General features: G+C 57.5%; 16 protein-coding genes. 8 read left to right on the top strand and 8 right to left on the bottom strand.

Features of this window, described 5'->3' with window-relative positions:
* Positions 1–50: 50 nt before the first annotated feature.
* Positions 51–3,017, bottom strand: a complete 2,967-nt coding sequence (locus QQX03_RS05340; RefSeq protein ID WP_285976830.1) for a M16 family metallopeptidase — start codon at positions 3,015–3,017, stop codon at positions 51–53.
* A gap of 98 nt (positions 3,018–3,115) precedes the next feature.
* Between QQX03_RS05340 and QQX03_RS05335 the strand changes: the two genes are divergently transcribed.
* From QQX03_RS05335 to QQX03_RS05305, 7 genes are all read left to right on the top strand, one after another.
* Positions 3,116–3,700: a NifU family protein gene (locus QQX03_RS05335; RefSeq protein ID WP_285976829.1), complete on the top strand. Its 585-nt coding sequence runs from the start codon at positions 3,116–3,118 to the stop codon at positions 3,698–3,700.
* A 16-nt stretch (positions 3,701–3,716) separates the two neighbouring features.
* Complete coding sequence (locus QQX03_RS05330; RefSeq protein ID WP_285976828.1) at positions 3,717–4,325, top strand: malonic semialdehyde reductase; 609 nt, start codon at positions 3,717–3,719, stop codon at positions 4,323–4,325.
* 37 nt (positions 4,326–4,362) lie between these two features.
* Entirely contained in the window at positions 4,363–4,992 is a 630-nt protein-coding gene (tsaB, locus tag QQX03_RS05325; RefSeq protein ID WP_285976827.1) for a tRNA (adenosine(37)-N6)-threonylcarbamoyltransferase complex dimerization subunit type 1 TsaB, read from the top strand.
* Complete coding sequence (locus QQX03_RS05320) at positions 4,989–5,438, top strand: GNAT family N-acetyltransferase (protein WP_285976826.1); 450 nt, start codon at positions 4,989–4,991, stop codon at positions 5,436–5,438. Before tsaB ends, QQX03_RS05320 begins: the two co-directional genes overlap by 4 nt.
* A gap of 130 nt (positions 5,439–5,568) precedes the next feature.
* The gene (locus tag QQX03_RS05315; RefSeq protein WP_285976825.1) at positions 5,569–6,009 is read left to right on the top strand and encodes a Ros/MucR family transcriptional regulator; all 441 of its coding nucleotides are present in this window, start codon (positions 5,569–5,571) and stop codon (positions 6,007–6,009) included.
* A gap of 89 nt (positions 6,010–6,098) precedes the next feature.
* Positions 6,099–6,521, top strand: a complete 423-nt coding sequence (locus QQX03_RS05310) for a Fur family transcriptional regulator (protein ID WP_285976824.1) — start codon at positions 6,099–6,101, stop codon at positions 6,519–6,521.
* Positions 6,493–7,380, top strand: coding sequence for a lysophospholipid acyltransferase family protein (locus tag QQX03_RS05305; RefSeq protein WP_285976823.1), 888 nt, complete (start codon positions 6,493–6,495; stop codon positions 7,378–7,380). The genes QQX03_RS05310 and QQX03_RS05305 overlap by 29 nt, the downstream gene beginning before the upstream one ends.
* Positions 7,381–7,385: 5 nt before the next feature.
* On the opposite strand, the gene QQX03_RS05300 is transcribed toward QQX03_RS05305, so the two are convergent.
* The 7 genes from QQX03_RS05300 to QQX03_RS05270 all read right to left on the bottom strand — a co-directional run bounded on the left by QQX03_RS05300 (position 7,386) and on the right by QQX03_RS05270 (position 12,951).
* Positions 7,386–8,270 (bottom strand): LysR family transcriptional regulator, encoded by an 885-nt coding sequence (locus tag QQX03_RS05300; protein ID WP_285976822.1) that lies wholly within the window; start codon positions 8,268–8,270, stop codon positions 7,386–7,388.
* Between the two features lie 78 nt (positions 8,271–8,348).
* On the bottom strand, positions 8,349–9,221 hold the full coding sequence (locus tag QQX03_RS05295; protein WP_285976821.1) for a hemolysin family protein: 873 nt from the start codon (positions 9,219–9,221) through the stop codon (positions 8,349–8,351).
* A gap of 72 nt (positions 9,222–9,293) precedes the next feature.
* Entirely contained in the window at positions 9,294–9,779 is a 486-nt protein-coding gene (gene ybeY / locus QQX03_RS05290; RefSeq protein ID WP_285976820.1) for an rRNA maturation RNase YbeY, read from the bottom strand.
* On the bottom strand, positions 9,780–10,823 hold the full coding sequence (locus QQX03_RS05285) for a PhoH family protein (protein WP_432762837.1): 1,044 nt from the start codon (positions 10,821–10,823) through the stop codon (positions 9,780–9,782).
* A gap of 123 nt (positions 10,824–10,946) precedes the next feature.
* Positions 10,947–12,287 (bottom strand): tRNA (N6-isopentenyl adenosine(37)-C2)-methylthiotransferase MiaB, encoded by a 1,341-nt coding sequence (gene miaB, locus QQX03_RS05280; RefSeq protein ID WP_285976819.1) that lies wholly within the window; start codon positions 12,285–12,287, stop codon positions 10,947–10,949.
* Positions 12,288–12,326: 39 nt separating this feature from the next.
* Entirely contained in the window at positions 12,327–12,494 is a 168-nt protein-coding gene (locus QQX03_RS05275) for a hypothetical protein (protein ID WP_285976818.1), read from the bottom strand.
* Positions 12,495–12,504: 10 nt separating this feature from the next.
* Complete coding sequence (locus tag QQX03_RS05270) at positions 12,505–12,951, bottom strand: peptidylprolyl isomerase (protein WP_285976817.1); 447 nt, start codon at positions 12,949–12,951, stop codon at positions 12,505–12,507.
* A gap of 98 nt (positions 12,952–13,049) precedes the next feature.
* On the opposite strand from QQX03_RS05270, the gene mgtE reads away from it, so the two are divergent.
* Complete coding sequence (mgtE, locus tag QQX03_RS05265) at positions 13,050–14,498, top strand: magnesium transporter (protein WP_285976816.1); 1,449 nt, start codon at positions 13,050–13,052, stop codon at positions 14,496–14,498.
* Position 14,499: the final 1 nt, after the last annotated feature.

Genomic DNA, 14,499 nt, shown 5'->3' with positions numbered 1-14,499 from the left:
TATGGACAAAAGGTAACAAAATTTCACGTCATGACCCAAGCTTTGCTTGTCTATCGGCCCATTACAGCAGGCGCCGCTGGCCGGATTGTAGGCGTAGTTTCCGCCAATTCCTGCCCGTGCGGAATCACCGCCAATTGCCATCCGGGACGCGCCGCCAGATAACGTCGCGCTAGCAATTGCATTATTTCAGGCCGCGTGCTGGAATAGTCTCGGATCAAGGTTGGTACCAGCTTTACCCGCTTTGGATCAGTGCTGGCACCTTCCAATTGCAGCAGCCAGAAAAAGTTGCTGGTCGCCGCCCTGCTGTAGAGTTGCCCCAATGGCTGCGTGGCGCGCGCGATTTCCTCTTCTGTCAGTGTTGTTTCGGCCAGATCCTTTGCGATCTGGTTAGCCTCAGCGAAGAACACTGGAACATCTTGCGGCTCCAGCTGAGCCAGAGCCATGATTGTCCCGCCTTGCGGGATGTCGGCCGGCCAGCGAGAGATAGCTTGCGGCGCATAGCTAGCGCCCAACTTCTCTCGCAGCGCATCCATCAGGCGATTGTTGAATATCTCTGTCAGGATTTCGAGCTGGCGAGATTCGCGCAGACGAATAGTGCCGCCTCCAGTGGGCCAAGCGATGACCGCTGCGGCCTGGTTGGCATCGCCGCGATGAGCCAACACCTCGGTCGGCGCGTCAGGTGCGGGGAATGCTGGCAATCGATTGGCGATTTCCGGCGTCAACGGCATGCGCGCTGGCAAGGCACCAAAGGTTTCGCGCAATGTCTGGACCACAGCTTCGCGGTCAAATTCGCCGAATACCAAAACTTCAACCGCCCCTTCTTTAAGGCGAGGCTCCCACACCTCGCGGAAGCCCTCCGGTGTTACCTTTGCCATCATTTCCGGTGTCGATGTGGCCCACCGTTCATCCTTGTCACGCAAGAGGTAATCCAAATCGCGCGAGATCATGGAAGCCGGGCTGGATGAGTAGGACGCATAACCGATCTCTGCTGCAGCCTTGGCGCGCAAGACCGGGTTGGGATCCCAGCGCGGCATGCCCAGTTTGGCCGCGAACAGATAAAGTTGATCTTGCACATCTTCGGAACGGGTTTGCGCCGTGAATGTGAAGACTGCGTCTTCGATCGAGAAATCGAAGCCCATTTTGCGACCGTTTGCGAGACGATCGAGATCATTTTCGTCAATCTCGCCCAGACCCGAGGATACAAGCGCGATTTCGCCGAGCGAAACATAAGGTGCGTCTTCGGCCTCGAATGCGCGATAGCCCGCGCCAAACCGAACCTTGGCCGACACGCGGCCGGGCTCGTCATTGTTCGACCACAAGATGACATTCACACCATTGGCAAATGTCAGCTGCTCAATGTCCAGCAGGCCAATGTCCTTGCGCTCGAGAATCGTCCCGATCGGCCCAATCGCAGGCAATTCGTCGAATGAGATTGTCCTGTTGGCCAAACGCGCATTCTCATCGGGCGATGTGTCGCGGGCCAAAGCCAAACGCAAAGCTGCCTCTTCGGCTTCGCCACTAACAGGTGTTACATAGACGCCGCGAACAACGTCGCCCTCGAACAGCTTTTGCGTTGCAGCGAAAACTTCAGCGGGGTTGAAACGCGGATTGGTCCCGCGAAAGATGTCGAGCGCAACCTGCGCCGAAGCAACCGTCTCGCGAATATCAACCGCGCGCACGATATTGTCAGCCAGCCGCCCGCCTGCAGTCACGCGGGATTGCTCGACCTCGCTGGCAAAGGCGATGTCGAATTCAGCGACCTCGCGGTCGATCTCTTCCTGGCTGGGCGGTGTAGCCAATGCATCCGCGACCACGCCGCGAACATCGGCCAGGGCTGCGTTCCAGTCCCCACCCAAAGGCGCGAAGCTGATAATCGTCGCATCGGCAGAGCGGGAAATGTCGTCTTGCTGGACTTGCGCATAGAGGAAGCTTCCCCCGCTGCGTGCGCGGGTCTCAAGTCGGCGATTGATGATCGCCTGCGCAATGGCTTCGATCATCAGGCCTTCGTTGTAGACCACGGTGTCTTGCACCGGGCGCCACGGGCGCATCACTGCATAAGTCAGGCTGCGCGGCATGTCCGGCTCTGTAATGACGGCAAGCTCGCCCACCGTCGTACCGCCGCTTGACCCAGCCAGCGGGATCGGATCGCCAAAGTCGGGAGCAGGGGTCAACGGCCCCTCCCCCTGCCAATCTCCGAAATAGGTTTCGATCAGTTTAGCCAGGAGCAGCGGATCAACATCGCCCACCGCAACTACCACGGCGTTCTCGGGCCGATACCAGCGCGCATGGAAGGCCTGAACAGTCTCGCCCGTTGCTGCGCCCAGCGTTTCCGGCGTGCCAATCGGTCGACGGTTGGCCAGGCGTTGTCCTGCAAACAGCGTTTCCAGCGTTTTCTCACTGACCCTTTGCTGCGCCCCGCCCTGCTCGCGCATTTCGGCGAGCACGATCGGCACCTCTGCTGCAACATTGGCATCGCTCAACACAGGTTCGCGGATCATGCCCGACAGCAATTTGAAGCTCTCTTCAAGATTCGCTGGGGTAAATGCGGGCAAATTGATGTTGTAGACCGTAGCAGTGGGGCTGGTGCTCGCATTGGTGTCATGCCCCAGCGTCGCGCCCAGCCGCTGCCAGCGAGGGATCGCTTCGCCCTCACCAAGGTATTTGCTTTCACGGAACAGCATATGCTCTAGCAAATGCGCAAATCCCTGCTCGCTATCTTCTTCATGCAAGGAGCCAGCATCGATGCGAACGCGGATCGAAACCTGACCCGGCGGAACGCCATTGTTGCGCACTGCATAGCGCAAGCCATTGTCGATCTCGCCGAACTGCCATTCGCGGTCCACCGGAACATTGCTGCCTTCATACAGCCACGGTGTTTCGTCTTCCGCCTGAAGGAATTGCGGATCAGGCGCGGATTGCTGCTTTGCCGCAATATCCTGAGCCAAGAGCTCAGAGGCGAACACAACCGGAGTTGAAAGAAGAATGATTGCGCCAAATGCGCCGGCAATTGATTTCATGAAATTCACTATAGGGGCGCAACAAGTGAAGGGATAGTGAATGATCGCCAAGCTTTGCTGCCTTGTCGGCAGGCTGCGTCGCGCCTACATTAACACCTATGTTCATTGAAACCGAAACGACACCCAACCCATCCAGCCTCAAATTCCTGCCTGGCCGGCAGGTTATGAGCGCAGGAACGCACGAATTTGCGACACCCGAGGCCGCCGAAGCGAGCCCCTTGGCGCAGGCCATCTTCGACACCGGCGAAGTCACCAATGTCTTTTTTGGAGCAGACTTCATCAGCGTCACATCAGCGCCCGGCGTCAGTTGGAGCGATTTGAAGCCGCAAGTGGTCGCGATCCTGCTCGACCATTTCGTTTCAGAAGCGCCGCTGTTTGCTGGCGGTGACGCATCGGGGATATCAATCCCCGCAGACGAAGCAGACACACTGGTTGTCGAAGATGATCCGGCCAATGCGGACGTCGTGGCTCAGATCAACGAATTGCTGGAAACGCGAGTGCGCCCTGCGGTTGCCGGTGACGGCGGCGATATCGCCTATCGCGGTTTCAAGGACGGCGTGGTCTACCTAACCCTGCAAGGGGCATGCTCGGGATGCCCTTCCAGCACAGCGACGCTCAAGCACGGCATCGAAGGCCTGTTAAAGCATTATGTTCCCGAGGTGCTGGAAGTGCGCGCAGCCTAACACTCAAGGACGATTGATGACCAAGCAATTTCACGGAACCGTGTTGTCTGTCGACGCGCTCGATCAACTGTTCAACGAAGCGCGCACCTATAATGACTGGCTCGACAAGCCGGTGACTGACGCGCAATTGCATGCGATCTGGGACCTGCTGAAAATGGCGCCAACATCGGCGAACATGCAGCCTGTGCGGATTGTCTGGGTCAAATCTGACGAACAAAAACAGGCGCTTGCAAACTGCGCCATGGAAGGCAACAAGGCAAAGATCCTTGCCGCGCCAGTGACTGCCGTGATCGGTTACGATATCGATTTCCATGAAGAGCTGCCCTGGTTGTTTCCGCATAGCGACGCGAAAAGCTGGTTCGAAGGCGACGAAGAAGGCCGCAAGGAAGGCGCGTTCCGCAATTCCACGCTTCAGGGCGCCTATCTGATGCTGGCGGCACGCGCGGTCGGGCTCGATTGTGGGCCTATGTCGGGCTTCGATGCAGACGCAGTCAACGCCGCATTCTTCGCCGATGAACCGCGCCACCGCGTCAATTTCATCTGCTCTGTGGGCTACGGCGATCCGGAAAGCATCTTTGATCGCAGCCCAAGGCCGGATTTTGACACGTTCAACACAATCGTCTGACTTGAAGCGTTTGGCCGCTTGAGGCATCGCAACTTCCATGCGGACGCCCAAACGAACACTCGCAATCGAAACAGCAACTGAGGCCTGCTCGGTCGCCGTGTTCGAGGGAGACCAATTGCTGGCGGGCCAACATGTTGTATTGGGCCGCGGCCATGCCGAACGGCTCGTGCCGATGATCCAAGCGCTGCCCGACAATGGCAAAGCGGACCGTATCCTGGTCTCGCTTGGCCCGGGTAGCTTTACCGGCGTCAGGATCGGGATCGCGGCAGCGCGCGCATTGGGCTTTGCATGGGATGCTGATGTGCAAGGTTATCCAACACTCACGCTGCTCGCAGCAATGGCTCAGAGCGAGCGACCGGATGCGCCGCTTATGGTCTGCATGAATGGCGGGCATGGCGAATGGTTCGTTCAGAACTATTCGCATGGCAGCAATCCTGAAAGCGAAGTGCAGTCACTTACGCCGGATGAAGCTGTCGCTGTCTGCAACTACCAAGTCATTGCAGGAAATCGGGCGCAGGAAATGGCTGATCAATTGGGAGGTCAGAGCGTGGCACTCAATATACTGCCCGATGCCCGCAAGACCTACCTGCTCCGCGAAGCCCACCTAACGACCAACCTTGCGCCGATCTATGGCCGCGGGCCTGATGCGAAGTTGCCAACCGGATGAACAAGATCAGCCAAGTCGATCAGATCATGGCGGTTATGGAGACCGCCTTTGACCCGCAATGGGGCGAAGCATGGAACAGGCGCCAAGTCGAAGATGCGCTTCTTCTTCCCAATACTTTTGCCATTCTCAATACTAGCGACAGCCAAGATGAAACAGCAACCGGCTTTCTTATAACGCGCCACGCTCCGGGGGAAGAAGAGCTTCTGCTGATCGCGGTCGATCCAAATTATCGAAGACAGGGTACAGCAAAGAAAATGCTATCGCAATTGAAGGTTGACGCACGCACTCGCGGGGCATCACATATTTTTCTTGAGATGCGCGAGAACAACCCAGCCAAAGTATTATACCTTCGGGCAGGCTTTGAACCCATCGGCAGACGCAGGGCATACTACTTGCTTTCAGACGGAAATCGTATGGATGCCATTACTTATGGATTATCTATTTGATGTGAATTAGTACTCATTTATGTAGAATTTCACACACACATGCCTTGAAAATCTCGCAGATTAGGTGCATGCGAAACAAATCGGGGGGCTACACTCCGAAGAGCAAAATATAATAAAAGTGAGGAACTCTATGGATATGACCGAAGTAGACATGAAAGAAACGCTGATCACGCTAACTTCGGATATTGTCGCTGCACATGTCAGCAACAATAATGTCGATGTCGAAAGCGTACCATCGCTGATCAGCAATGTGTATTCAGCTCTCTCGACGCTTGGTGGGGTGGCCGGCGTAAAGGAAGAGCGCCCAGAGCCTGCTGTTACCGTCCGGGCTTCAGTGAAGAAGGATCACATCGTTTGCCTGGATTGCGGCAAGCGCATGAAAATGCTCAAGCGTCACTTGTCGACAGAGCATGGCATGACGCCTGACGAATACCGCGCCCGGTGGGAGCTCGGACCCGAATATCCTCTGGTCGCGCCGAACTACGCAGAAACGCGCCGCAAATTGGCCAAGGAAATCGGCCTTGGCCGCATGCCCGGCCAGAAGCGCGGTCGCCGTAAAAAGACCACCTAAAGACGCAGGCCGTGGTCTGTTGAAGAGCGCCTTGTTTCGCCGCAGCTTGTGGCTATACAAGGCGTACTCCAACACTAGCGGAGGCAGGATTGTCGCAGAAAATCGATCTTGAGCAGCTTTGCGCCGACAAGGGGCTGCGTATCACAGAGCAGCGCCGCGTGATCGCGCGCGTGCTGTCGGATAGCGAAGATCACCCTGACGTCGAGCTTCTGCATCAACGTGCTTCTTCTATCGATCCGAAGATTTCGATCGCCACCGTTTATCGCACAGTCCGCCTGTTCGAAGAGGCGGGAATCCTGGACAGGCATGACTTTGGCGATGGCCGCGCGCGCTATGAAGCCGCGCCGGAAGCTCACCATGACCATCTGATCGACGTCGAGACGGGCAAGGTCGTCGAATTTGTCGATCCTGAACTGGAAGCCTTGCAAAAAGTTATAGCAGAGAAGCTCGGCTATCGCTTGGTCGACCATCGAATGGAACTGTATGGCGTCCGCATCGCGCGCGAAGACTGACGCCGAGTTACGGGCAGCCGCGGCGCGCGGTGAGCCAACTCCAATATCGCCAATGGGCTGGGTGCGTCTGGGCAGGCGGGTATTCCTGCTGTTCCTGGCATTGCTGCTGCTCGTACCAGTGCATTACCTGTATCGAGCGCTCGCCTATGGCTCGCCTTTTCCGATGTACTTCCTGCGCTTCGCCGCATGGGTCGCCGGGGCGCGAGTCAAAGTGATCGGCACACCCTTGCGCCGCGATGTGTTCTTCATATCGAACCATCTATCATGGCTTGATATCCTGGCGCTGGCTGGCGCGAGCGGCACCGCATTTGTCGCCAAGGCAGAACTCAACGAGGTGCCAATCGTCGGATGGCTGTCGAGGCTCAACCGCACGGTTTTCGTTAGGCGTGAGAACCGCATGGGCGTAGCCGAGCAAATCAACTCATTGCGTGAAGTGCTTTCGGACAATTGGTCCGTCACGGTATTTCCCGAAGGCACTGTAACCGATGGCCAGTCTCTGCTGCCGTTCAAGACTAGCATGTTGCGCGTGCTCGAGCCGCCGCCGCCAGGAGTGCTCGTTCAACCGGTCATGCTATTCTACGGCGAGATTGCAGAATGGGTTGGCTGGGTCGGTGATGAGACCGGGCTTAACAATTTCAAACGCGTCATGGCGCGCAAGGGCACATTCCCGCTTGAGCTGCATTTTCTGGAGCCGTTCAGCCCGGAAGATCATCATGGACGCAAGGCGATTGCCGCAACGGCTCGAAACGAAATCGAGTCCGCACTGGTCAATGCGCTCGGCAAACCTTTGCGCGAATTCGAGTTTTCGGTTGATCCGGTGCGTTATCAAGCGCCGGAAAAGATTTTCCCGATCGAATAGCGGGCTTAAAGCCCCGCACTGACCAGCCAATCGTGGAACAGGCGGACAGGCCGTTCTTCCAGCGCGGTCGGCTTGCACACAAACCAATAGCTGTACGGGCTTTCAACTTCCGCCCCATATAGGTCAGTAAGGCGATTGTCGGCCGCACGGCGCAAATGGTCATCATGCATGATTGCTATGCCAAGACCCTGCGCCGCTGCTTCCAGCATCAACTGGCCAGAGTCGTAATGGTCGATCGCTGCAGGCTCCAGATTCTCCAAACCAAGTGCCCGCTTCCATGCTTCAAAACTAAATGGCAGCTCGTTGTGGATTAGGAAGGTTTGCTTGCCGAGCTTGTCGATATCAACCTCGTCCCCCAGCGTGCCCGCCATTTCCTTGCTGCAGATCGCGTGCACCATGTTGTGATCGAGCCGCACCGCATGAAGGCCTTGCTCTGGCCCCTGGGACAGGATGATGGCTGCATCGAGAGTATCGCCAACACGGCCCTCCAGATGCGGCCCGGTGTCGATGTCGATATGCAGCAAGGGGTGCCGCTTACGCAGCTCGCCCAGCCGTGGAAACAATCGCTGACTACCAAACAGTGGCAGCACGCCCAACCGCAATCGCAGCAAGGAGATATTGTCCGATTGGCTTTCCACCGCACGAGCGAGCGCTTCCATGTGCGGGTTCACCGCTTCGTAGAACGCCTGACCTTCGTCGGTAAGCTGCATCGATTGGCGCGCCCGGGTGAACAGCTTCTTGCCGACGAATTCCTCAAGATTGGTGATCCGACGCGACAACGCCGAAGGGCTCAGGCCGATCTCTTCAGCGGCGGCACGAGCAGAGCCCAGGCGGACTGTTCGCATGAACGCTTCAAGAGCGCGGAGTGGGGGTAGGCGACGAGCTGGCATTTCAATTTCTCTCTTTCCAAGAAAGATACGCTTACGCCAGTCAAAAGATGCAAAAAATCGAAGAAAAGCCCAAATTTTTTAGGCTTTTGTTGTTGTTTCCGCATCCTTTGGCGCGTGCAAACGCAGCCGCGTGACGTGGGTTTCATCGCCGTCTATCACTTCGATGCGCCACCCACTGGAATGTTCAACCACTGCGCCAACCGGCGGAACCTGTTCGGCCAGAACGAACGTCAGGCCGCCCAAGGTATCAACCGATTCAGCAACTTCTGCCAAGCGCGGGTCCACGATTTCAGCGACATCATCCAACTCGGCACGCGCATCACAATCCCACATGCCGTCACCAATCGGCACGATCAGCGCTTCTGGCGCATCGTCATGCTCGTCTTCAATGTCACCGACAATTTCTTCGACCAGATCTTCAATCGTAATGAGGCCATCTGTTCCCGAGAATTCATCGAGGACAACTGCCAGATGAACGCGCCGTGCGCGCATGTCGGCCAATACATCCAATGCGCCGCGCACCTGCGGCACATAGAGTGGTTGCCGCATCAGCGTGGTCCAATCCGCCGGCGGCGGCTTGCCATTTGCAAGGAAAGCAAAGACGTCCTTGATGTGGATCATTCCGATCACATCATCCAGCTTTTCACGGTAAACCGGCATGCGCGAATGGCCATGCTCGCTAAATGCGGCGACCAGCTCATCCCAGCTGATCGACGCTTCCACAGCGATGATTTCGCTACGCGGCACCGCCACGTCATCGGCATCGTGTTCGCTGAAGTGCAGTAGATTGCGCATCATCTGCCGTTCAACCGGCGACAGATCGCCACCAGCATCTTCGGATGGAGCGGCATCACAATTGCCGTCTTCATGCTCATCAATCGCATCTTCGAGCTGCGCGCGAAGGCTGCGATCGCCATTGCCGATCTTTAGCAAGTTCTTGAGAGTGGTCATCAGACCGCTGCTACTGTCCGCGTCTCCCGCGGTAGATGGGGAATCGGGCATGGCCCTTAGTGGCTACTCCTATCAGTCACGATCCATATATGGGTCTGCGATACCAAGTTTTGCAAGTATCGGGATCTCCAAAGCCTCCATATTGTCCGCATCTTCTTCACTAATCTCGTGGTCGTAGCCCGCAAGATGCAGCAATCCGTGGACGATCAAATGCGCGGCGTGATGGTCCAGCGGTATCGATTTCGCCCCTGCTTCGCGAGCGCAAGTCTCATACGCAAGTGCCAGATCCCCCAGCATGACAGGCGGGCCGTCAGGCGCCAGATCGAGCAATTCTTCGCGGGTCAGCATGGGAAAGCTTAAAACATTGGTGGGTTTGTCACGACCCCGCCACTCGCGGTTGAGCGTGCGAACCTCTTCGTCCGAGGTGAACAGCAGGCTTGCGCTCAGGCGCACATTGGCAAGCTCGGGCGCGTTGTCTCCACAAGCCTGCGCAGCGCTCGCGGCCAACGCCTCCCAATCGCCCGAAGGCCAACCATCAATGTCGGTGTCTAGTTCCACCTACTCGGACGGGCCCTCATAGGCCTCAACAATACGGCCCACGATCGGGTGGCGCACCACGTCTGCGCTGGTGAAGCGCGACACCGCAATCCCTTCAACATTCTCCAGCTTGGTTACTGCATCCGCGAGGCCGCTCATCCGGTCACCACCCGGAATGTCGATCTGTTTGGGGTCGCCGCAGATCACCATCCGGCTGTTCTGGCCAAAACGGGTTAGAAACATTTTCATCTGCTCGCGCGTGGTGTTCTGGGCCTCATCCAGGATTACAAATGCATCGGCCAGTGTCCGCCCGCGCATGAATGCAATCGGCGCGATCTCGATCTCTCCACTTTCGATCCGTCTTTCCACCTGTTCTGGCGGCATGCAATCGAACAGCGCGTCATAAAGCGGACGAAGATAGGGATCGACTTTGTCCTTCATATCGCCGGGCAGAAAGCCCAGCTTTTCGCCAGCTTCCACCGCCGGGCGCGACAGGATCAGGCGTTGTACGCTGCCCGTTATCAACTGACTGACGGCCTGTGCCACCGCGAGATAGGTTTTTCCGGTCCCCGCTGGGCCCAATGCAAAGATGATATCATCCTTCGCCAGTTGCCGCATGTAAGGGATCTGCCCGGCACTGCGCGGCACGATCGTCTTGCGCCGGGTCCGGATCATCACCGGCGGGCCATTGTCCTCATCGCCCGAGATGATCCCCTCCAACGTCGGCTCATTCGACATTGCGATCAGCGATTCAATCGCGCCAGCATCCAGATCCTGCGCTTGGGCGAGCCGGTCATACATTGCTTGCAACGTATCGCGGGCGCGCGCCACGCTGTCTTGCGGCCCCTCGATCTGTAGCTGGTCCCCGCGGGCAGAGATAAACACGCCCAGTCGGTTTTCGACCTGCACCAGATTGGCATCGAACTCGCCGAACAATGGGACCAGCAACGACTGATCCTCAAAGCTCATTTCGATCCGCGCGCGGCGCGGCCTGGCTGCTGCTGGAAAGGGCGAAACCTTCGATCCGGTTTCGCGGGGCGATTGATTGGCGGGTTTACGTGCCATGCGCTCCTTTGGCGTTAACGCCAGCTGTGTTTCTGAGTCGAAAATGTAAGCGGGTTTTCGCCGCTGGCAAGCGCGCGCCCTTCACGAAGCGGTGGAAAGTCACTCAGCTGTCACGCAATTCCCTCAGGCGAATACCGGCTGCTTGAGCTTGCCCATCAACGAATTGGGGCCGCCTTCAACGATCTCAACCGTTACCATATCCCCTATCTGGGCGTCATCCTCGAACCAGACCGAGGTAAGCCAGGGCGACTTGCCCAGCCATTGGCCGTCCAGCTTGCCCTTGCGCTCCACCAGCACGTCGCAAGTTTTGCCGACCAGCGCTTGGTTGAATGCATGCTGGTCGCGATTAAGCCGCGCCTGCAAGCGCTTAAGCCGGTCATCCATCACCTCTTTGGCGAGCTGATTCTCCATCGTAGCTGCGGGCGTGCCGGGACGCGGCGAGTATTTAAAACTGAACGCCTGAGAATAGCGGACCTCGTCCACGATCTTCAGCGTGTCTTCAAACTCGGCCTCGGTCTCCCCTGGGAATCCGACGATGAAATCGCCTGACAGCGCGATATCAGGGCGCACTTCACGGAACCGCTCAAGCAGCCGCAAATAGCTTTCCGCGGTGTGGCTGCGGTTCATCGCTTTCAGCACGCGATCATTGCCCGACTGCACCGGCAGATGAAGATAGGGCATCAGCTTGTCGACTTCGCCATGCGCCGCGATCAGCGCATCATCCATGTCATTGGGGTGGCTTGTTGTATAACGAATGCGTTCGAGCCCATCGATCCTGGCTAGCGCATGGATAAGGCCCGCCAGACCTACTGTGTGTCCCTTTGTGTCCTCTGCGGACCAGGCATTCACATTCTGCCCCAGCAACGTGATTTCGCGCGCGCCGGCTTCAACCAGTTTCTGCGCTTCAGTGATCAGATCATTGAATGGACGCGAGATTTCCGCACCGCGTGTGTAGGGTACCACGCAATAGGTACAGAACTTGTCGCAGCCTTCCTGGACCGTGAGGAATGCGGTGGGGGAGCGACGCTTGCGCTGAGGCAAGCTGTCAAACTTCGCAATCGCAGGCATGTCGGTATCGGTCGCGCGTTCGCCCTTCACTGCCCGGTCCAGCATTTCAGGCAGTCGATGATAGGCTTGCGGCCCAACCACCATGGAAACTGCCGGCGCGCGCTTCATGATCTCTTCGCCTTCGGCCTGCGCCACGCAGCCAGCGACCGCAATCATCGGCGCTTTTTTCTGCGTCTTGCCTTTGGTCAGGCGGCCAATGTCCGAATAGATCTTCTCCGCTGCTTTCTCGCGAATATGGCAAGTGTTAAGAACCACCAGATCGGCGTCCTTGCCTTCGGGTGCCTCAGTAATGCCTTTTTCAGTAAGCAGTTCCGCCATGCGTTCGCCATCATAGACATTCATCTGGCAGCCGAAGCTTTTGACGCGGTACGTCTTGGGGGTCTCTGTCGGTCTCATGATGGCGCGCGCTTTAGCGGGAAGACCGCGCGGGTTCAATCATTCTGCTATAGAGGCGGCGCGGCGCACGTCCTTCTCGCGGCCAAAGTCGCACCACCCGCCCGGCTCCATCCGGCAGGGGCTGCGCGACCGGGTGATGTCAGGATATGTGACGCAACCGCTGAGCAGCGATGCCAGCAGGACCAGTGCTGCTCTGCGGTGCGTCATGATAGTTGGATCAGGAAACCGTGGCTTTCACGATTTTGCTCGGATTGGCTGGTGGTTCACCCACTGCCAAACCATCGATCAATTCCATGCCGCTCTCGACCTGGCCCCAAACGGTGTATTGGCCATCAAGGAAATGCGCATCATCGAAACAGATGAAGAACTGGCTGTTCGCGCTGTCCGGAACTTGCGTGCGGGCCATAGAGCATGTGCCGCGCACGTGCGGCTCTGCATTGAATTCCGCCTTCAGGTCAGGACGGTCGCTGCCGCCCATGCCGGTCCCGGTCGGATCGCCGCCCTGCGCCATGAAGCCGGGAATCACGCGGTGGAACACCACGCCATCGTAAAAGCCTTCCTGTGCCAGATCGGTAATGCGTTCAACATGGCCCGGTGCCAGATCGGGGCGCAATTTAATCACAACATCGCCGGATTCGAGGGTAAATGTCAGCTTCTCAGCCATGGGTAGAATCTCCTTTGTTGGCGCAGCGGTATAAAGAGTTGTGAGCGTGAGTCACCCTGCACCTTGCCTTTTCCCCCTGCCTGCCTAGACCAAGCGCCATGTCCGATGATGCGCGCCTTGAAGAGGAAGACCTGCTGACGGCTGAAATGCCGGAAGAAGACGGCCCGCATCCTGACGACCGCATCGATGACGAGCGGCACGATGAAGAAAACCGGCTAAAACCCAAATATATCCGCAGCGTACGTGACGCATTTGAGTCGGGTGACAACAATGCCGTGTATGATCTGGTGGAGCCGCTTCACCCAGCTGACGTCGCCGACTTGCTGGAGCTGTTTGACAAGGATGAGCGCGGACAGCTCGCCGCTGCGATAACAGACTTGATGAGTTCTGAAGTGGTCGCCGAGCTGAACGACCACGTGCGCGAAGACATGATGGAAGCGCTCGCGCCTGAAGCGGTTGCGACCATTGTCGAGCAGCTCGAAACCGATGATGCGGTTCAGCTGATCGAGGATCTGGACGAAGACGATCAGCAAGCAATCCTTGCCGAGGTCGATTCCGAAGACCGCGCGGCGATTGAAAGCGCGCTCGCTTATCCGGAAGAAACCGCTGGCCGCTTGATGAGCCGGCACTTTGTGGCGGTACCGGAACATATGAATGTCGGCGGTCTGATCGACTATATGCGTCACGAAGGCGATCTGGCTCAGGAATTCTACGAAGTATTCGTCGTGGATGAACGGCACCATCCGGTTGGCACTTGCGCGCTAAGCTGGGTGCTGACCACGCCGCGTCACATCAAGCTGACCGATGTAATGAAACGCGATCAGACTCTGATCCCGGTCGATACCGATCAGGAAGAAGTCGCGCTGATGTTCCAGAAATACAATCTGATATCAGCCGCTGTGGTCGACGAGAGCGGGCGCCTGGTCGGGCAGATGACAGTGGACGACATCGTCCACATTATCTCCGAAGAAGCCGGTGAAGATGTGCTGCTGCTGTCGGGCGCGGGCGATGGCGATATTAACGAGCCGATCCGCGAAGCTTTTTCCAGCCGCGTGCGCTGGCTGATCGCGAACCTTGGCACAGCCGTGGTTGCCTCTGCCATCATCGCCTTCTTTGGTGCCGCGATCGAGAAACTGGTCGCACTCGCGGTGTTGATGCCGATCGTTGCCAGTATCGGCGGCAATGCCGGTACACAGACCATGGCTGTCGCTGTGCGCGCAATCGCGACCAATCAGCTGACGCGGGCCAACACTTGGAAAATCGTGAGCCGCGAATTGCGCGTTGCGTTGCTGAACGGTGTAACCATCGCTGTGCTGATCGGAATCGCAACCGCAATACTATTCACGCCTCAGCTAGGTACGGTGATCGCGGTTGCGATGGTGATCAATATCATCGTTTCCGGCATGGCCGGCGTTCTGGTGCCGGTGATGTTTGAACGTCTGGATCAGGACCCGGCTGTGGCATCATCAGTTTTCGTGACGATGATCACTGACAGCATGGGCTTTTTCGCCTTCCTTGGCCTGGCTGTCCTTGCTGGCCTTGCCTAAC

It is taken from the genome of Altererythrobacter rubellus (assembly GCF_030284385.1).
GTDB lineage: Bacteria > Pseudomonadota > Alphaproteobacteria > Sphingomonadales > Sphingomonadaceae > Erythrobacter > Erythrobacter rubellus.
Note: the sequence above shows the minus strand (reverse complement) of the source record. Positions and strands in the feature narration are given on the sequence as shown.

Bases quoted from the DNA above. Each gene is read 5' to 3' on its own strand.
- QQX03_RS05340 (WP_285976830.1), bottom strand. From the start codon at position 3,017: ATGAAATCAATTGCCGGCGCATTTGGCGCAATCATTCTTCTTTCAACT.
- QQX03_RS05335 (WP_285976829.1), top strand. From the start codon at position 3,116: ATGTTCATTGAAACCGAAACGACACCCAACCCATCCAGCCTCAAATTC.
- QQX03_RS05330 (WP_285976828.1), top strand. From the start codon at position 3,717: ATGACCAAGCAATTTCACGGAACCGTGTTGTCTGTCGACGCGCTCGAT.
- tsaB (WP_285976827.1), top strand. From the start codon at position 4,363: ATGCGGACGCCCAAACGAACACTCGCAATCGAAACAGCAACTGAGGCC.
- QQX03_RS05320 (WP_285976826.1), top strand. From the start codon at position 4,989: ATGAACAAGATCAGCCAAGTCGATCAGATCATGGCGGTTATGGAGACC.
- QQX03_RS05315 (WP_285976825.1), top strand. From the start codon at position 5,569: ATGGATATGACCGAAGTAGACATGAAAGAAACGCTGATCACGCTAACT.
- QQX03_RS05305 (WP_285976823.1), top strand. From the start codon at position 6,493: ATGGCGTCCGCATCGCGCGCGAAGACTGACGCCGAGTTACGGGCAGCC.
- QQX03_RS05300 (WP_285976822.1), bottom strand. From the start codon at position 8,270: ATGCCAGCTCGTCGCCTACCCCCACTCCGCGCTCTTGAAGCGTTCATG.
- QQX03_RS05295 (WP_285976821.1), bottom strand. From the start codon at position 9,221: ATGACCACTCTCAAGAACTTGCTAAAGATCGGCAATGGCGATCGCAGC.
- QQX03_RS05285 (WP_432762837.1), bottom strand. From the start codon at position 10,823: ATGGCACGTAAACCCGCCAATCAATCGCCCCGCGAAACCGGATCGAAG.
- miaB (WP_285976819.1), bottom strand. From the start codon at position 12,287: ATGAGACCGACAGAGACCCCCAAGACGTACCGCGTCAAAAGCTTCGGC.
- QQX03_RS05275 (WP_285976818.1), bottom strand. From the start codon at position 12,494: ATGACGCACCGCAGAGCAGCACTGGTCCTGCTGGCATCGCTGCTCAGC.
- QQX03_RS05270 (WP_285976817.1), bottom strand. From the start codon at position 12,951: ATGGCTGAGAAGCTGACATTTACCCTCGAATCCGGCGATGTTGTGATT.
- mgtE (WP_285976816.1), top strand. From the start codon at position 13,050: ATGTCCGATGATGCGCGCCTTGAAGAGGAAGACCTGCTGACGGCTGAA.